The 14,671-nt window shown below is 45.4% G+C and carries 15 protein-coding genes; 7 read left to right on the plus strand and 8 right to left on the minus strand.

The features are described 5' to 3' along the window. Window positions 1-14: 14 nt before the first annotated feature. The 8 genes from ACTO17_RS01855 to ACTO17_RS01890 all read right to left on the minus strand — a co-directional run bounded on the left by ACTO17_RS01855 (window position 15) and on the right by ACTO17_RS01890 (window position 9,318). Entirely contained in the window at window positions 15-1,262 is a 1,248-nt protein-coding gene (locus ACTO17_RS01855; RefSeq protein WP_482556682.1) for an ABC transporter substrate-binding protein, read from the minus strand. A 336-nt stretch (window positions 1,263-1,598) separates the two neighbouring features. Next, window positions 1,599-2,474 (minus strand): MBL fold metallo-hydrolase, encoded by an 876-nt coding sequence (locus ACTO17_RS01860; RefSeq protein WP_482556683.1) that lies wholly within the window; start codon window positions 2,472-2,474, stop codon window positions 1,599-1,601. 79 nt (window positions 2,475-2,553) lie between these two features. Then, window positions 2,554-3,885 carry an SLC13 family permease gene (locus ACTO17_RS01865; RefSeq protein ID WP_482556684.1) on the minus strand — a complete coding sequence of 444 codons (1,332 nt, stop codon included), beginning with the start codon at window positions 3,883-3,885 and terminating at the stop codon, window positions 2,554-2,556. A 24-nt stretch (window positions 3,886-3,909) separates the two neighbouring features. Beyond that, window positions 3,910-4,899 carry a hydroxyacid dehydrogenase gene (locus tag ACTO17_RS01870; RefSeq protein WP_482556685.1) on the minus strand — a complete coding sequence of 330 codons (990 nt, stop codon included), beginning with the start codon at window positions 4,897-4,899 and terminating at the stop codon, window positions 3,910-3,912. Between the two features lies 1 nt (window position 4,900). Further along, a complete protein-coding gene (dapA, locus tag ACTO17_RS01875) occupies window positions 4,901-5,809 on the minus strand; it encodes a 4-hydroxy-tetrahydrodipicolinate synthase (RefSeq protein WP_135990487.1) in 909 nt (302 codons plus the stop codon). 13 nt (window positions 5,810-5,822) lie between these two features. Further along, window positions 5,823-7,079, minus strand: coding sequence for a four-carbon acid sugar kinase family protein (locus ACTO17_RS01880; RefSeq protein ID WP_482556686.1), 1,257 nt, complete (start codon window positions 7,077-7,079; stop codon window positions 5,823-5,825). 12 nt (window positions 7,080-7,091) lie between these two features. Beyond that, window positions 7,092-8,132 carry a 4-hydroxythreonine-4-phosphate dehydrogenase PdxA gene (gene pdxA, locus ACTO17_RS01885; RefSeq protein ID WP_482556687.1) on the minus strand — a complete coding sequence of 347 codons (1,041 nt, stop codon included), beginning with the start codon at window positions 8,130-8,132 and terminating at the stop codon, window positions 7,092-7,094. Between the two features lie 31 nt (window positions 8,133-8,163). Next, a complete protein-coding gene (locus ACTO17_RS01890) occupies window positions 8,164-9,318 on the minus strand; it encodes an iron-containing alcohol dehydrogenase (RefSeq protein ID WP_482556688.1) in 1,155 nt (384 codons plus the stop codon). A 185-nt stretch (window positions 9,319-9,503) separates the two neighbouring features. On the opposite strand from ACTO17_RS01890, the gene ACTO17_RS01895 reads away from it, so the two are divergent. From ACTO17_RS01895 to ACTO17_RS01925, 7 genes are all read left to right on the plus strand, one after another. Continuing rightward, entirely contained in the window at window positions 9,504-11,288 is a 1,785-nt protein-coding gene (locus ACTO17_RS01895) for a sigma-54-dependent Fis family transcriptional regulator (RefSeq protein WP_482556689.1), read from the plus strand. Window positions 11,289-11,392: 104 nt separating this feature from the next. Continuing rightward, window positions 11,393-11,833: a MarR family winged helix-turn-helix transcriptional regulator gene (locus ACTO17_RS01900; RefSeq protein WP_482556690.1), complete on the plus strand. Its 441-nt coding sequence runs from the start codon at window positions 11,393-11,395 to the stop codon at window positions 11,831-11,833. 79 nt (window positions 11,834-11,912) lie between these two features. Beyond that, complete coding sequence (locus ACTO17_RS01905) at window positions 11,913-12,161, plus strand: type II toxin-antitoxin system Phd/YefM family antitoxin (RefSeq protein ID WP_482556691.1); 249 nt, start codon at window positions 11,913-11,915, stop codon at window positions 12,159-12,161. A gap of 94 nt (window positions 12,162-12,255) precedes the next feature. After that, on the plus strand, window positions 12,256-12,414 hold the full coding sequence (locus ACTO17_RS01910; RefSeq protein ID WP_482556774.1) for a hypothetical protein: 159 nt from the start codon (window positions 12,256-12,258) through the stop codon (window positions 12,412-12,414). Continuing rightward, window positions 12,396-13,319, plus strand: a complete 924-nt coding sequence (locus ACTO17_RS01915) for a hypothetical protein (protein WP_482556692.1) — start codon at window positions 12,396-12,398, stop codon at window positions 13,317-13,319. The genes ACTO17_RS01910 and ACTO17_RS01915 overlap by 19 nt, the downstream gene beginning before the upstream one ends. Further along, on the plus strand, window positions 13,316-14,011 hold the full coding sequence (locus ACTO17_RS01920) for a hypothetical protein (RefSeq protein ID WP_482556693.1): 696 nt from the start codon (window positions 13,316-13,318) through the stop codon (window positions 14,009-14,011). Before ACTO17_RS01915 ends, ACTO17_RS01920 begins: the two co-directional genes overlap by 4 nt. Then, window positions 14,008-14,601 carry an ATP-binding cassette domain-containing protein gene (locus ACTO17_RS01925; RefSeq protein ID WP_172538430.1) on the plus strand — a complete coding sequence of 198 codons (594 nt, stop codon included), beginning with the start codon at window positions 14,008-14,010 and terminating at the stop codon, window positions 14,599-14,601. The genes ACTO17_RS01920 and ACTO17_RS01925 overlap by 4 nt, the downstream gene beginning before the upstream one ends. Window positions 14,602-14,671: the final 70 nt, after the last annotated feature.

Genomic DNA, 14,671 nt, shown 5'->3' on the forward strand with positions numbered 1-14,671 from the left:
CCTATCGGGCTAATTTACTGCTGTGCAGCTTCGTCCAATACATCAGATACATTTTCCATTGCGCTGGGGTTGAATACCCGCTCAAAGGAAAGGGAAAGATTTTCTGACAATTCAGACCAGCTTCCGTAAATAAAACTGGACGGCGTATAGTCGGAGCTCTGTTCCAGCATGGTGTAGAAGGGAGCATATTCCGGCTGTTCCATAATGCCTTCAGATTCTACTACAGAGTACAGTACCGGAAGCTCCATGCCGATTCTTTCTTTGTTCATCTCTTCGCTGGTCCAGAATTTGATAAATTCCCAGGCAGCTTCTTTGTTCTTGCTGTCTTTGGACATGGAAATTCCTGAAGAGCTTAAGATACTGATGGAGGGCTGACTGCCGAAGGAGGGGATATTTACTACTCCGAAGTTCACGCCGTCCTCTTTTAAAGTGTTGATGGACCAGGAACCGTATACGTACATTCCGGTGCTGCCGGCGCGGAATTCATCGGTACCGCTCTTTTCTGTTGCAACTGCGGAACCTTCTTTTTCCATATCCTGGAACATTTGGAATACTTCTTTTGCCTTGTCAGAATTCAGGTTGCCTTCCAATGTGCCTTCTGCATCCACATAAGCGGTTCCGTTGCTCCACAGATACATTTCATAGTCATAGGGGTCGGGCTTCATCTGGAAGGAAAATCCCTTCTTGCCTTCGCATTTTTCTGTGATGGTTTTGGAAGCTGCCTGTACGTCCTCCCAGGTCCAGTCATTGGTGGGCTCGTCAATGCCTGCCTCTGCAAAAATATCCTTGTTATAGAACAGCGCGTGTGTGGTAAATCCGATTGGGATACCGTAGGTGCTGCCGTCATAGGAATTATAGTTCCAGAGGGTGTCATAGAAGTTCTTCTTGTAATCTTCGCCCTCTTTCTCAATGTAGGAATCCAGAGGCTCCAGTCCCTGGGAATATGCAGGATAGTTCCACATGTACATAACGTCCGGCATATCGTTTGATCCCATTCCGGCGCTGATTTTGGTATCGAATTCTCCGCCGTAGGCTTCCAGGGTCACTTCAATGTCGTCGTGCGCATCGTTGAACTTGTCAACGGCTGCCTGCTGTGCGTCCACATCTTCTGCTTCGTCCCAGGATGCAAAACGGATTTTTACCTTACCGCCGCTTTTGCCGTCTCCGCCGCCTGAACCGCTGCCTCCGTCTGAACCGCAGCCGCCTAAGAACATGGTTCCTGTCATTGCAAGAATTAACATTGCCACTAATTTCTTTCTCATAGTATTTCCTCCTCTAAGGTTGTTTTGGTAAAATTATTGTAGTATTAATTGGTAAATTAATCAATATTTACTTAGTAAATAAAATGAAATTTTACTATTTTCATAATTTATCAAACAGTTTTTTGTGCAGTATGCATAAAAAACATAGAGGATATCGGTATGGATTCAGCATCTTTAAATGGAAAATGCAGTATTTCTTAATAAATCAGGGCAAATAAAACAAAGGCAAAAACAGCGTCAAATTGAGTGGTTATGTCTCTGCATCACTCAATTTGACGCTGTTTCTTTCTGCTATGCAAAAGATAAATATAAACTTTTTATCTGGGTATATGGTAATTATAAGCTGTCAGATTTTTCTAAATCCAGAAGTTCCTGCTTTTTTTGTTCCAGGTAATTTCGCCAGCTTTCTGAATCCAGGAAGGGATTTTTTCCGGGATGTTCGAGCATATACTGCCTTTTTTTCAGTAAGTCTACGTTGGAGGCGTGATTTCCCATAAAAATGTCTACCTTCTGGGAAATTACTTTGTCGATGGAATTCAGGTAGACTTTTCTTGCCTCCAATTTTATGTCGCCGATTTCCAGAAGAAAATCTTTCTGCAGTGTGTTGAATCCGAAGCCGCCGTAATATCCCGCCCGTTTTACGCTTATTCCGTCTGTAACATTGAAAAAACAGGAGATGCATCCTCTGGTATGGCCAGGCACAAGGTAAAACTGGATGCTTGTATTTCCGAAGGTGAGGATTTCGCCCTCTTCAATTTCATGATCCGCCTCAAAGAGCATATCCATGCAGCTGCTGCTTTCCTGTATCATGGATTGTTCTGGCGCTGTGCGAAACATTTCAGCGTCGGGTTGTCCCAGGTAGATTTTAGTTCCGAACATCTTCCGGAAAAAAGGAGCCGCTCCGAAATGATCCACATGGCCGTGGGAGAGAATGATCCATTTTACATCCTGGGGACGGAATCCCATCTCCCAGATGCTATGAATCAGCATGGCTTCCGCGCCGCAGTTTCCCGCGTCAAACAGCAGAAGGCCGTCTCCTGTATCCACAAGATGGACGCATACCCAGCTGTCTCCCACATAGTAAAGATTGCCGAAAATCTGAAAAGGTTCCACGTACCGGGCTTCCTGTTCGGTCCAGTATTTTGCGATGGGTTTTTCCTGAAATCGTTTTTGTCTTTTGAGATAAGACGCATAATCATCTTTTATTGGCATTTTGTTCCTCCGTGAAAAAATATAACGCTGCCGGTAGCTGCAAAAAATAAAATATGGTGCTTTTGCGATTTCGCTGCAATCAGAATAAAAATACAACGCTGCTGACAGTTGCCACTGCGATCAGAAGGATAAGCAGCGGACCGCCGATTTTAACAAAGTCTGAGAATTTATAACCGGCCGGAAGAATTTGCATATTAACAGCTGTCCCGAAGGATGTGGCAATGGCAAGGTTGGAGCAGGCGCCGATTACGATAACCCAGGGCACCGGGCTGATTCCAAGAGACAATGCAATTGCAATGCAAATCGGGGTCAGCATGGCGGCAGTTGCGTTGTTGGACATAATATTGGTCAGCACGCTGGTCAGGAGAGCGATTACAATGGTCAGCATAACAACGGAGGCGTTCTGTCCGCCGAAGAGATTTAAGACAAAGTTTGCAATCAGCGCGCCGCCGCCGGAAACATCGAGACCAGTTCCAATGCCGGAAATGGTTCCGATGCAGACCAGCACGTCCCATGGAAGATCGGCATAAGCTTTTTTCACGGAAATGCATCCTGCCGCAAGTACGATGGCGGCGCCCAAAAGCCCGATAATTCCGATGTTAAAGTATGTCTTAAATGGCATAAAACCGCTTAAAACAAACAGGATGATGCATAAAATCATAGTAAAAAGCGCAAGTTTGCCTTTTAAGGCCGGCGCGTCCGCTTCCCTGCTCTGCTCCAGGTTCCGAATTTCGGAAGCTGCGTAGATGTTTCCCTTGTCAAAGTCAGGGCTTTCCGGTTTTAATACCTTGTCCAGCAGCTTGTAGCCCAGGGTTCCCCAGAAAATAACCTGAACAATTGCCGCCGGCAGCATAATTTTAGTCATATCGAACATTCCCATGCCTTCTTCATAGCCGGCATAGCCCTGGAGCACGGAGTTAGCCGCAAGCTGAGAAGTTGAGCCGATCAGTGAGCATGCGCCGCCAATAATGGCAGCGGTTCCCGCCGGGAAAATAACCATTTTGGAACGGATGCGTCCGCTGGAATTGGCTGCTACAATGGCGATAATCGGCATCCAGATGGCGACAGTTCCGTTATTGCTCATAAATGCGGACATCAGGCTGCACACAGCGCTGACTGTGACGATAAATCGACGTTCTGTTTTGGCCAGGAAAGAGTTCCCGATCCGTTCTCCTATCTGCCTTGCAATGCCGGTTTCAAAAAGCGCGGCGCTTACAATGCACATTCCAACCACCATGGGCCATCCGGTTGAGCTGAAGCCGCTGTAAACGGCGGAAAGTTCCATCTCGGGAATAAACAGCGCCATGGCGATGGAGCCTCCAATTGACACAACGCTGATTGGCAGTTTATTCCATACAAATAATCCAATAATGATAAGCACAATAATAATTGATACAATACTTGAATCCATCCGGTAGTCCCCCAATCTTTGTTTTTATAATTCGGCCCAGGCAGCCTCTTTCCATTTTTCATGGCTGTATACGGATTTGTCCGCTACATAGGGCCATTTTTTTCCTTCTATAACGGCAAGACAGCCTTTTATGCACATCTGAGCCATTTTAATTACCGCTTCTCTTGTCTGCGCTGCAGAATGCGGGCTTGCAATGAGATTTGGACATTGCAGAAGCATGTCGTCTTCCGCAGGCGGTTCTTGGCAGAAGACGTCGGTTCCAACTCCGGCAATCATTCCCTGCTTTAACGCTTCCGCCAGATCTGCTTCGTTTATAATACCGCCCCGGCTGCAGTTGATCAGCAGCGCAGTTGGTTTCATAAGCCGTAACTGTTCTTTGGAAATCATATTTTTCGTATCTTCGGTAAGAGGAACGTGAATGGACACGATATCGCTGTTTTTCAGCAATTCTGTATAATCTTCGTAATATTCCGCTTCCATCTCTACTGCCTGCTCTTTTGTCAGAAAGGGATCATAGGCGGCAATTTTCATTCCGCAGCCTTTGCAGATTTTGGCCGTTTCCCGGCCGATTGCGCCAAGCCCGATAATCCCTGCGGTTTTACCTTCCAGCTCAAACGCCTTTTTTGCCCCGCGGATTTCCCAGTTTCCTGCGCACATTTCCCGATGGGCTTCCATAAGATTTTTAGATAATGCGAACATCATTGCCACCGCATGTTCCGCTACGCTTCTGTTGTTTGCCCCCGGCGTGATGATGACCGGAATCCCCCGTTCTGTGGCTGCAGCCACATCTACAGAATCGTATCCTACGCCAGTGCGTCCGATGACTTTCAGATTGGGGCTGTTTGCAATGGCCTGTCCGTCGCATGTTGCAATACGCACAATCAGTGCGTCTGCGTCCTGCATAGCATCCAAATAATGATTGGGCTCCGGATCATCCGCCACATGGATATCGGCGATGTTTTCAAGCATGTTCATCCCTTCTTCGCATACTGCCTGAGTCATGACAAATTTCATATTACTTCATCCCTTTCTCTGCATTCTCTTTTAACACTTTTGCAAGAGCCTCTTCTCCTTCCGGGCACAGGTAGTTAAAAGGCTTTCTGCAGCTGCCCACCGGATAGCCCAGCATGGAAACAGCTTTTTTGACTACTGTGTTGGGGTTGCCATACTGGAAGACCGCCCGGAAGCTGGCAATAGATTCCTGCGCTTTTTCCGCTTCCTGGATTCTGCCTTCCTGGAATAAGTTATAGATAGAGGAAAGCACATGGGGATATACGTTGGAACAGCCTGCAATTCCTCCAGAACCGCCTTCTTTTAAGGAGGGAAGGATGAGGGAATCATTTCCGGACAACACATAAAACTTTTTATTTAATTCCTTTGTCTGTGCAATGTAGGCTTTCAGGTTTTCCCAGTCGCCGCTAGAATCTTTTGCGCCGATAATCAAATCAACGTCGGCGGCAAGCCGGGCGACAGTTTCAGGAAGCAGCTTATTGCCGGTGCGCGCGGGAATGTTGTAAAGGACAATTGGCGTATTTACATGCTTTGCGACCTCTGTGTAGTGCTCCTGCAGTTCTTTCTGGGAGGCAACGGCAAAGCTGGGAGTGATAATGGACAGTACATCTGCGCCAAGCTTTTCCGCCTCTTTGCTCATGCGGATGGTATCAGCGGTGGAGATGCATCCGGTGCCTGCATAAACCGGAACCCTGCCCTTTACCTGGTCAATGGTATGCTCTAATACTTCGCATTTCTCTTTTTCGCTTAAGATGTAACCCTCGCCATTGGTGCCAAAAGGGAAAATGCCGTGTACTTTGCCGTCAATCAGGCGGTCAATCTGTTTGCGGAGTTCCTCTGTATTAATGGTTTCATCCGGGTTCATTGGGGTTAGAATCGGCGTAATAATTCCTTTTAATTCTGTAGTTGCCATAGTTTTGTCTCCTTTATTTGTTGAAATTCGTGATTTTTTCTGCGATTCGAACTAATACGTCTTCTGTTCCGAAGCCACCTGATTTGGAAATTACCTGTTGTAGAAAACCTCTGTTTTCCAGTTCTGAGACTACCACTCCTGGTTCAATTTCACAGACAGGCCGGATCTGTGTGCAGCCGATCAGCTTCATATATCCCATCAGGGTATCCCCGCCTGTGGTAAGCACGGTAATATCCATGTGATTTCTTGCAAGGAAATCTGCAATCTGCCCGTGCGCTTCCGGGATCAGACGCCTTACGTCTGGCATGGAAATGCCATATTTTTTTCGGTAAGCCTCCATCGCTTCTTCGCCGCCCATGGAGTCTACGATCATTTGCGGATGCTTCCGGCAGGTTTCCAGTATGTACTGCAGAAATGCTTTGCCTGCCGATGTGTCATAATAACCTTTTTGCAGTTTTTGCTCTATGGTCAGGTGCTGGCGGGTAAATCCGTTTTTCTGCGCATAGATTAACTGTTGTTCTGTAATTCGGTTCAGGCTTCCGCATGCCACAAACAGCCCCTTGGTCTGTCGGCATTGATTGGGCGCGTTTCTGTGGAATGGAATTTTGGAGGCAAGGCTGTCCGCTAACGCCGCGCATCCGGCAATCAGTTTAAGCTGCCCGCGCTCTAACAGCTCTTCCACCCGCGCTTCCATATCTTCCTGATGGCGGATATCACAGATTACTGCCGAAGGATTGCTGCTGATACGGCTCAGGGGTTCATCTCCTCCGATGCACTGCAGGGACATCTGGCTCTCCTGGCGGATAATATCCGGAATATAAGACTGAGTGACAGGTTCAAAGGGATCTTGCCCGAATACGCTGTGTTCTAACAGTGTTTCTTTTATATAATGGAATCCGTTGATGGTCAGCCGATCCATTTTAGGATAGCCGGGAAGGAAATAAAGCGTTTTTTCCCTGTTTCCATCTGAAACTGCCTGCAGTTCGCTTCCGATATTTCCCCGCAGAGCAGAATCTGTCTTTTTAAAAATAATTTCAATATTTAGGCTTTTTGCCCATGCTGTAATTTCTTTTACGGTCTCATAAGCTGATTCCGGCGTCATTGGCCTTGTCTCTGAATCCACCACAAGCACTTCTGTCTGCGCGGCGATTTCAGCGGGACGCTCCGGTTTGCCGGTGAATACCTGTGTGGCAATTCCTCTGTTTACAAATTGAATGCCTGTGTCCAGCGCGCCGGTAAAATCATCTGCAATAATTAATAGCTTTACCATAATCTCCTCCTGCTATGTTTTCTTTGCAGCCAGCCTGATTGCGTAATCTATAGCATTTACAAGGCTTAATTCGTTGGATTCTCCCTTGCCTGCCAGATCGAATCCAGTTCCATGATCCACAGAAACCCGGATGATAGGAATTCCCAGAGTTATGTTGACTCCGGCTACGGCATCCCATTTCCTGAGGTTTTGGTTATAAACAAAGCCTTTTACTTTCAGAGGAATATGTCCCTGATCATGGTACATTGCAACCACAATGTCATACCATCCGCCGATTGCCTTGGAAAAAATGCTGTCCGGGGGCGTTGGTTTCTGTTCCGGGATGCAAATGCCTTCTGCCATTGCCGCTTCAATTGCCGGCTGAATTTCTGCTATTTCTTCTGTCCCGAACAATCCGTTTTCTCCGCAGTGAGGGTTCAGCCCTGCAACGCCGATTTTCGGTGCCGTAATGCCTAAATCCCTGCAGGCCCTGTCGGCAATCCGAATGACTTCCAGTACACGGTCTTTTTTTACTCGGTCGCAGGCTTCTCGCAGGGAAACATGGGTGGATACATGGACGACCCGTAGGTTCTCATGGGCCAGCATCATAGTATACTTATCAGTGTTTGTATATTTCGCATAAATTTCCGTATGTCCGGAATAATGATGTCCGGCCAGGTTGATGGCTTCTTTGTTCAGGGCGTTGGTTACGGTTGCGTCGATTTTCCCGGCCTGAGCCAGTTCTATCACTTTTTTCACATATTGAAACGCCGCTTCGCCGCACATTTCAGAAACTCGTCCGAACTTATGTTTTGTCTTGTCAACCAGCCCCATGTGGTATACATCAATCGTTCCGGCCGTAAAGGCCGCTTCCTGGATATTTTGTATGGCGTGTATGGAAATTTGCCCCTGTTTCCCGGCGATTCGGACCGCCTCTTCCATGCAGGCTGCATCCCCGATAACCACCGGCCGGCAGGTTTGGTACAGGTTTGCATTGGAAAGGGCTTTCGCCGTAAGTTCGGAACCGTTTCCTGCCGGATCTCCCATCGTAATTCCGATGATTGGCCGCTTCATGTTTTGCTCTCCTTTCTATCTTTCAGAGCCTTTATTTCAGCACCTTCTGGTAAATAGCTCTGATATCCTCAAGGCTCAGTTTTTTTCGGTTGTTTACCAAAAGCCGCTGCTGTCTGCTTCCTGCCTCAGCGAGAAAATCCAGATCTATTGGCCTGACCCCAAATTCCCCTAAATCTGTGGGAATCTCCGTCACTTTCACAATATCTGCAATTTGCTCAATGATATAGCGAGCCTTTTCCGAAGATGCTTGTTTTGACAATTCCGGATATACGTTGTCACATAATGCCGCAAGGCGCGTCTCACAGGCGTCTCTGTTAAATTCCATAACATGCGCAAATAAAATAGCGTTGGATACGCCGTGAGCAATATGGTATTTGCCGCCCAGAGGATAGGACAGAGCGTGCACGGCGGTGGTTCCGCTTCCGGCAATCGCCACTCCTCCGTAAAAAGCGCCTAAAAGCAAGCTGTTTTTTGCTTCCATATGCTCTGGATTCCGGTAGGCTTTTCGGATGTTCTGAAAAATCAGTTTTGCGGAAGCCAGAGCGTAGGTATCGGAAAAGGGGGTGGCCTTCCTTGAGGTATAGCATTCCACTGCATGGGCCAGCGCGTCCACTCCGGTTGCGGCTACAATTGATTTTGGAAGGCGTCGTATCATTTGGGGATCTAAAATTACATAATCCGGAATCATGTTTTCATTGACAATTCCCTGTTTAGACTGTTCTTCCGGGATTGCGACAATCGCGTTGCAGGTAGCTTCGGCTCCAGTTCCGCAGGTTGTGGGAATCATGACAGTGGGAATCTGCTTTTTTGCCAGCGCCGGATGGTGCAGGAGATCAGTTATGGCATAATCCGCATCCTTTAGCACGCTGCAAAGCTTGGCGGCATCCATTACGCTTCCGCCGCCGATTGCAATTATCAGGTCGCCAGAATAGTCTTTCACTTCTTTCATGATATTTTCCACATCCTGGTAAGAAGGTTCTGACGCAAGGGTGTCAAATACCTGATAAAGCGTTTTGGCATGTTCCAGGAGGTCTGTCAGAATCTCCAGAAGTCCTGCTGCGCGGACTCCCTGATCCGTGAATATAATGGCTTTTTTCGCGTTTTCTTTTTCAATGATATCCTTGATACGCGCAATACAACCTTCTCCGCCGAATACGCATGACGGGATTTTGATCTGATAGTTCATGTACCTCTCTCCTTTGTTTTATTTTAATACATTTATGATGCGTAAGATTATAATATCTGGTTTGTAATAGGGATTCAATTGAAGTCAATGAAAATAATGTTTTGTTTTAAAACAATATAATTAAAAATCGTTGTATTTTGAAACGTTAGAGTGTATAATAAAAGAAAAGAGGAAGGAAAACTGTCATGCAGAAAACAAAAATACTTGCAGTGGCCCCCTATGAAGGGATGTCCAATATTCTGACGGAACTTGCCCAGAAAAGAGATGATATTTCTTTGACGGTGCAGACGGGAGATCTGGATATCGGCAGGCAGATTGCGGTGCAGCTTGCCCATAAGAATTATGATGTAATTATCTCTCGGGGCGGAACGGCGGAACTGATTGAATCGGCCGTTGAGGTGCCTGTGATAGATATCTCCATTTCTGTGTATGACGTGCTCCGCAGCATTAAGCTTGCCGAGAATTACGGCGGAAAATTTGTGATCGCAGGTTTTTGCGGCATTACAAAATGCGCGGGGCTTTTGTGCGATCTGCTTCAATATGACATTGATATTATAACTTTTAAAAGCACGGATGATGCGCTGCCGCTTCTGCACCGGGCGCAGGAGGAAGGCTGCACGCTGGTTCTCTGCGACATGACAGGGGCAAAAGCGGCCAAGGAGCTTGGGATGAACTGTCATCTGATCCTTTCGGGAGCGGAAAGCATCGAAAATGCAATTAATGAAGCCGTAAAACTGGTGCGTTCTTCCAGCCATGTGCACAAACAGAAAGACTTATTTCAAACGCTTTTGACGGAGGAGGACAGGGAATTTCTAATCTATTCTCCGGCAGGCGCGCTTTGGTTTTCAAGTATTGCGGTAGATGAGATCCATATTTCTCTGATGGATTTTGTGGAGGATTCTTTAAGCATGCTTCGGAAGCATCCCAATCAGGCAGTGGCAAAGCAGATTCGGAACGACATCTATTATTTGTCCAGCCGTCATCTGTTTTATGAAGAACAGAAATATACGGCCGTTATCATCCGCAGACAGCCTGCGCTGACCAAAGCGGAGGATCTGGGAATCCAGGTGACTAATTATGCATCAGAAGAAGTCAATGACTTTCTGCATTTTTACAATGGAACAGAGAAACTGGGGAATTTGCCGAGAATTCTGAAGGAATACAGTAAAAGCCGTCTGCCGGTTCTGATTCTCGGCGAAACAGGAACCGGGAAGGACAGGGCGGCGGCTCTTATTTATGAACAGAGCAATTACCGCCGCGCTCCCATGTTTACCATTGACTGCGGACTTATGGGAGAACGCAAATGGCACCGGCTGTTAAATAGTGAAAACTCCCCGCTGAACGAGGTTGGAAGCGTGATTTACCTTAAAAATCCGGCCGCTCTTTCTGCGGAACAGCTTGACAGCTTGTTTACCTATGTCGTCCAGACAAGGCTTCCCTCCAGAAACCGCTTGATTGTATCCCTGATTGAAAATGGAAGCAACGGCTCTTCCGCCCGGATTGTGCGGCAGTTTATGGAGAATCAGCTGTCCTGCCTGACGCTTGCGCTTTTGCCGTTGCGGGAAAGACTGAAGGAGTTTCCGGGCATTACGGCCCTTTATATTCACCGTTTTAACATTGCCTTTGGAAAACAGATCATCGGTCTGGACGTGGAGGCTATGGAGCAGATGACAGCTTACCGCTGGCCAAATAATTTGGATCAGCTTCAGCATGTGCTAAAGGAACTTGTAACCATTACAGAAACTCCGTATATTTCCAGCGGCGACGTTACAGCAATCCTTCAGCAGGAACCAGGATTCGGCGCTGCTTCTGCCGGGGAATTTGACTTATCCGGAACTCTGGATGAAATTAATTATCGGATTATCCGTCAGGCGTTGGCAGAGGAACAGGGGAATAAAGAAAAAACAGCCAAAAGACTTGGAATTAGCAGGAGTACGCTTTGGAGAATCCTTAAAAATCATACATTCTAATTCAGAGGAAATGAATTTTCAAACACACTCTGTAGTACTAGCATACCTTGGTTTGGTTGTGGTATAATATCAAAAACAAAGATTGCGAAAAAGGAGGTATTCCTGTGAGTCATTACAATACAATCAATGAAGTTCTGGTAAAACTTTTCAATGAAATTATGGATATCGAAGAAAAAGCGATTATCACAGAAGAGTTCAAGGATATCTCCAATAATGACATGCATGTGATAGAAGCGATTGGGAAAGGGGAGGCCCAAAGCATGTCGGCCGTGGCAAAGCTGCTGTCGGTGACGGTGGGGACTTTGACGATTGCTATTAATAATCTTGTGAAAAAAGGGTATGTGAACCGGGTGCGCAGCAAGGAGGACCGGCGGGTGGTTTTGATTTCCCTTTCGGTGAAAGGGAAAAAAGCCTATGACCATCATAAGGAATTCCATGACGAAATGGTGCAGGCAACCCTGAAGGGAATGAATGGGGAGCAGGTGGAAGTCCTTGTGCAGGCATTGCAGAATTTGAGCGGGTTTTTCCGGGAGTATGGGAGATAAAAAGATGAAATTCTTGTTGACCTACGCTATATATAGAATATGATAATACAACAAGGTACAGAGAAAAGGGAATTTTATAATGTCAACTATTGATATTACAACAGCAAAAAAGGATTTTTATAATCTGGTAGAAAATGTAAATCTTTACAGTGAACCTGCATTGATTGTTGGGAAAAGAGGCAATGCGGTTCTGCTATCAGAGGACGATTGGAATGCAATACAGGAAACGTTATATTTGAATTCCATAGAAGGCATGGCAGAATCCATTCTTAATGGGGCAAAAACACCTGTGGAAGATTGCATTTCGGAAGATATGGTGGAATGGTAAGTGTTTAAAATTATTTACGAAAAACAGGCGGTCAAAGATTTGGAAAAATTAAAGGCGCGAATTTTTCATAAAAGCTAAAAAACTGGCAGATATTATCAGAGAAAATCCATATCAGAGGCCGCCAAGATATGAAAAATCGGTTGGAAATCTGGAAGGATTATATTCCAGAAGAATTAATATTCAGCATCGTTTTGTATATCAGATTAATAAAATTACGAAAGAGAGAACAATGCATTGGTTTCAGAACAATTAAAATTATACTGGCGTTCCAAATTTAATCTTATAATTATGTTTCTTTCCATTCTGGGAATTCTTCCGGGCCTTTGGAGGGATTACTCTGAAAAGCAGGAATTTGTACAGGCATTAGGCAGGGCCGCAACGGATTCTGATATAGAATATTTGACGATGATGAAAGAAAGTTTCACCGGGCTGTATTCTTTTGAGCGGCTGTTTTTTCTGAATATTGCTTTTTTTATGTTGTTCTGGATGATTTTAATGATTGGCATGGGGCTGAATATCGGCGGTCAGACGTACTCTGCGCTGCAGTCAGGGTACGGTAATTTTATTATGACCCGAATGAACTATAAGGATTACATAAAGAAAACCTTGCTGGCTCAGATCATATATCTGTTTACTTTTTGCTGTTTGCTTTTTCTGATTGTATTTGCCGTTATGCTGCTTTGGGGCGGCGGAGGATTTCAGGTTCCGTATGTCTCTTCGCTGCGGGAAGCGGGGCAGGAATATGGGCCGGTTACAGATATCAGCATTGGCCGGTATCTTTTCACCCTTCTGGGCCTGGTTTTGTATTCTGTGCTGTGCATGATTCCCCTGGCGCTTATTTCATCCCTCAGCTTTGTTTTTCTCAAGAATAAATATATCATACAATTTTTGCCTGTTTTGATACTGATGGGAGGCTATATGCTTGGATTCCAGCTGGGTAACATAAACCAAACCATGAGTGACATTATGCGCCACTTTATGTTCGAACATGCACTGACGAATCTGACGGCCCTCAGTTCACCGAATATAGTCCCGGTAGGGGGTTCTTCCATGGGAGCTGTTGTGTATGTGATTTTCTATCCCCTTCTGCTGATCGCCGTGTCATTTATTTTATACCGAAAAAATGTCAGACGCTTCGGGGAAAATTATCTGTTATGAAAATGTTTAAAACAATGAAAAGTAAAATAAAACTATTTCTGTGTATTCTGCTGTTCCATGTGATTGTTGGAAATGATACGGATAACCCGCTTCTGATGTTCGAGTTTTTGATGCAGGGAACAACCATTAATTCGGCGGACCAAAGAATGGAATTTATGCTGTATCATTACATATTGAATGTGGGATTTGTGATTTTACTTCTGGGGTCGGTTCTGCAGGCTGTTTCTCAGGCGGTTGAAATGAGAGACTACATTATCACCCGCTGCGGAAAACGTAAGTTTAAACTGGTGCTGCTGAAGTCAGCGTTCAAAGAGATTTTTGCCATATTGGCAGCCAGGCAGATCATTTATACTGTTTATTTTGTATACACGGGAAAATTTACGAAGTTCTACTTTTATGATATGGCTTCAACGTTTCTTACGCTTTTGATATTTGCCCAGGGGTTTATCCTGTTAAAATTATTTGGAGCGAAAGACAAAGTGCCTGTATTTATCATTGCCGCATTAAACATGATTAGCCAGATGTTATCTTATGAGCATCCTGCGTTTTCTGCAGTTGTGATTGCATCCTGCCAGTGGCAGCTTTACTGGGTAAGAAACATCCTTGCAAAAGCGGCTGTGATTCTTGCCCTCGGCATTATGATATATCTGCAAAAGGATTTTGACAGAATGTTAGGAGTTAAAAACGGATGATAAAATTAAATGCGGTAACGAAAAAATTAAAAAACAGAAAAGTTCTTGACGAGATATCCGTAACCTTTGAGGAAGGAAAGCTCTATTTGCTTCGGGGGCACAACGGTTCCGGAAAAACCATGCTTTTGAGACTGCTGTGTGATTTGATTGCGCCCACCGGCGGCACCGTTGAAAAACCAGAGTACACATATGGAGTTATGATTGAAACGCCTAATTTTGCTCTTCATGACACTGCAAGGCAGAATTTGAAATTTCTCGCTTCCATTCGGAAAAAAATCGGAATGAAGGACATTGAGAAAAGCCTGGAGGAAGTGCATTTACTGGATGAAATTGACAATAAGGTGAAGAATTATTCCCTGGGAATGAAACAGCGGCTTGGATTTTGTCAGGCAGTTATGGAAAATCCGGAGGTTTTACTCTTAGACGAGCCTTTTAATGCGTTGGATGAGGAGCATTTTCATTTGATGCTGCAGCGTATCTTAGAGATGAAGCAGGATAAGATTATCGTCATTGCGGCCCATGGATTTGATACGGAAAAATACCCTGTGTTTGATCAGGTGATTACGTTGAATAATGGGAAAATATGTTAGCGCTGCAGCAAATGTTTTATATTTGGATACGGACAGAACTGCCGGATTGCCCTTTGGCACACAAACCGGG

Source organism: Petralouisia sp. (assembly GCF_056822245.1).

Bases quoted from the DNA above. Each gene is read 5' to 3' on its own strand.
- ACTO17_RS01855 (WP_482556682.1), bottom strand. From the start codon at position 1,262: ATGAGAAAGAAATTAGTGGCAATGTTAATTCTTGCAATGACAGGAACC.
- ACTO17_RS01860 (WP_482556683.1), bottom strand. From the start codon at position 2,474: ATGCCAATAAAAGATGATTATGCGTCTTATCTCAAAAGACAAAAACGA.
- ACTO17_RS01865 (WP_482556684.1), bottom strand. From the start codon at position 3,885: ATGGATTCAAGTATTGTATCAATTATTATTGTGCTTATCATTATTGGA.
- ACTO17_RS01870 (WP_482556685.1), bottom strand. From the start codon at position 4,899: ATGAAATTTGTCATGACTCAGGCAGTATGCGAAGAAGGGATGAACATG.
- dapA (WP_135990487.1), bottom strand. From the start codon at position 5,809: ATGGCAACTACAGAATTAAAAGGAATTATTACGCCGATTCTAACCCCA.
- ACTO17_RS01880 (WP_482556686.1), bottom strand. From the start codon at position 7,079: ATGGTAAAGCTATTAATTATTGCAGATGATTTTACCGGCGCGCTGGAC.
- pdxA (WP_482556687.1), bottom strand. From the start codon at position 8,132: ATGAAGCGGCCAATCATCGGAATTACGATGGGAGATCCGGCAGGAAAC.
- ACTO17_RS01890 (WP_482556688.1), bottom strand. From the start codon at position 9,318: ATGAACTATCAGATCAAAATCCCGTCATGCGTATTCGGCGGAGAAGGT.
- ACTO17_RS01895 (WP_482556689.1), top strand. From the start codon at position 9,504: ATGCAGAAAACAAAAATACTTGCAGTGGCCCCCTATGAAGGGATGTCC.
- ACTO17_RS01905 (WP_482556691.1), top strand. From the start codon at position 11,913: ATGTCAACTATTGATATTACAACAGCAAAAAAGGATTTTTATAATCTG.
- ACTO17_RS01920 (WP_482556693.1), top strand. From the start codon at position 13,316: ATGAAAATGTTTAAAACAATGAAAAGTAAAATAAAACTATTTCTGTGT.
- ACTO17_RS01925 (WP_172538430.1), top strand. From the start codon at position 14,008: ATGATAAAATTAAATGCGGTAACGAAAAAATTAAAAAACAGAAAAGTT.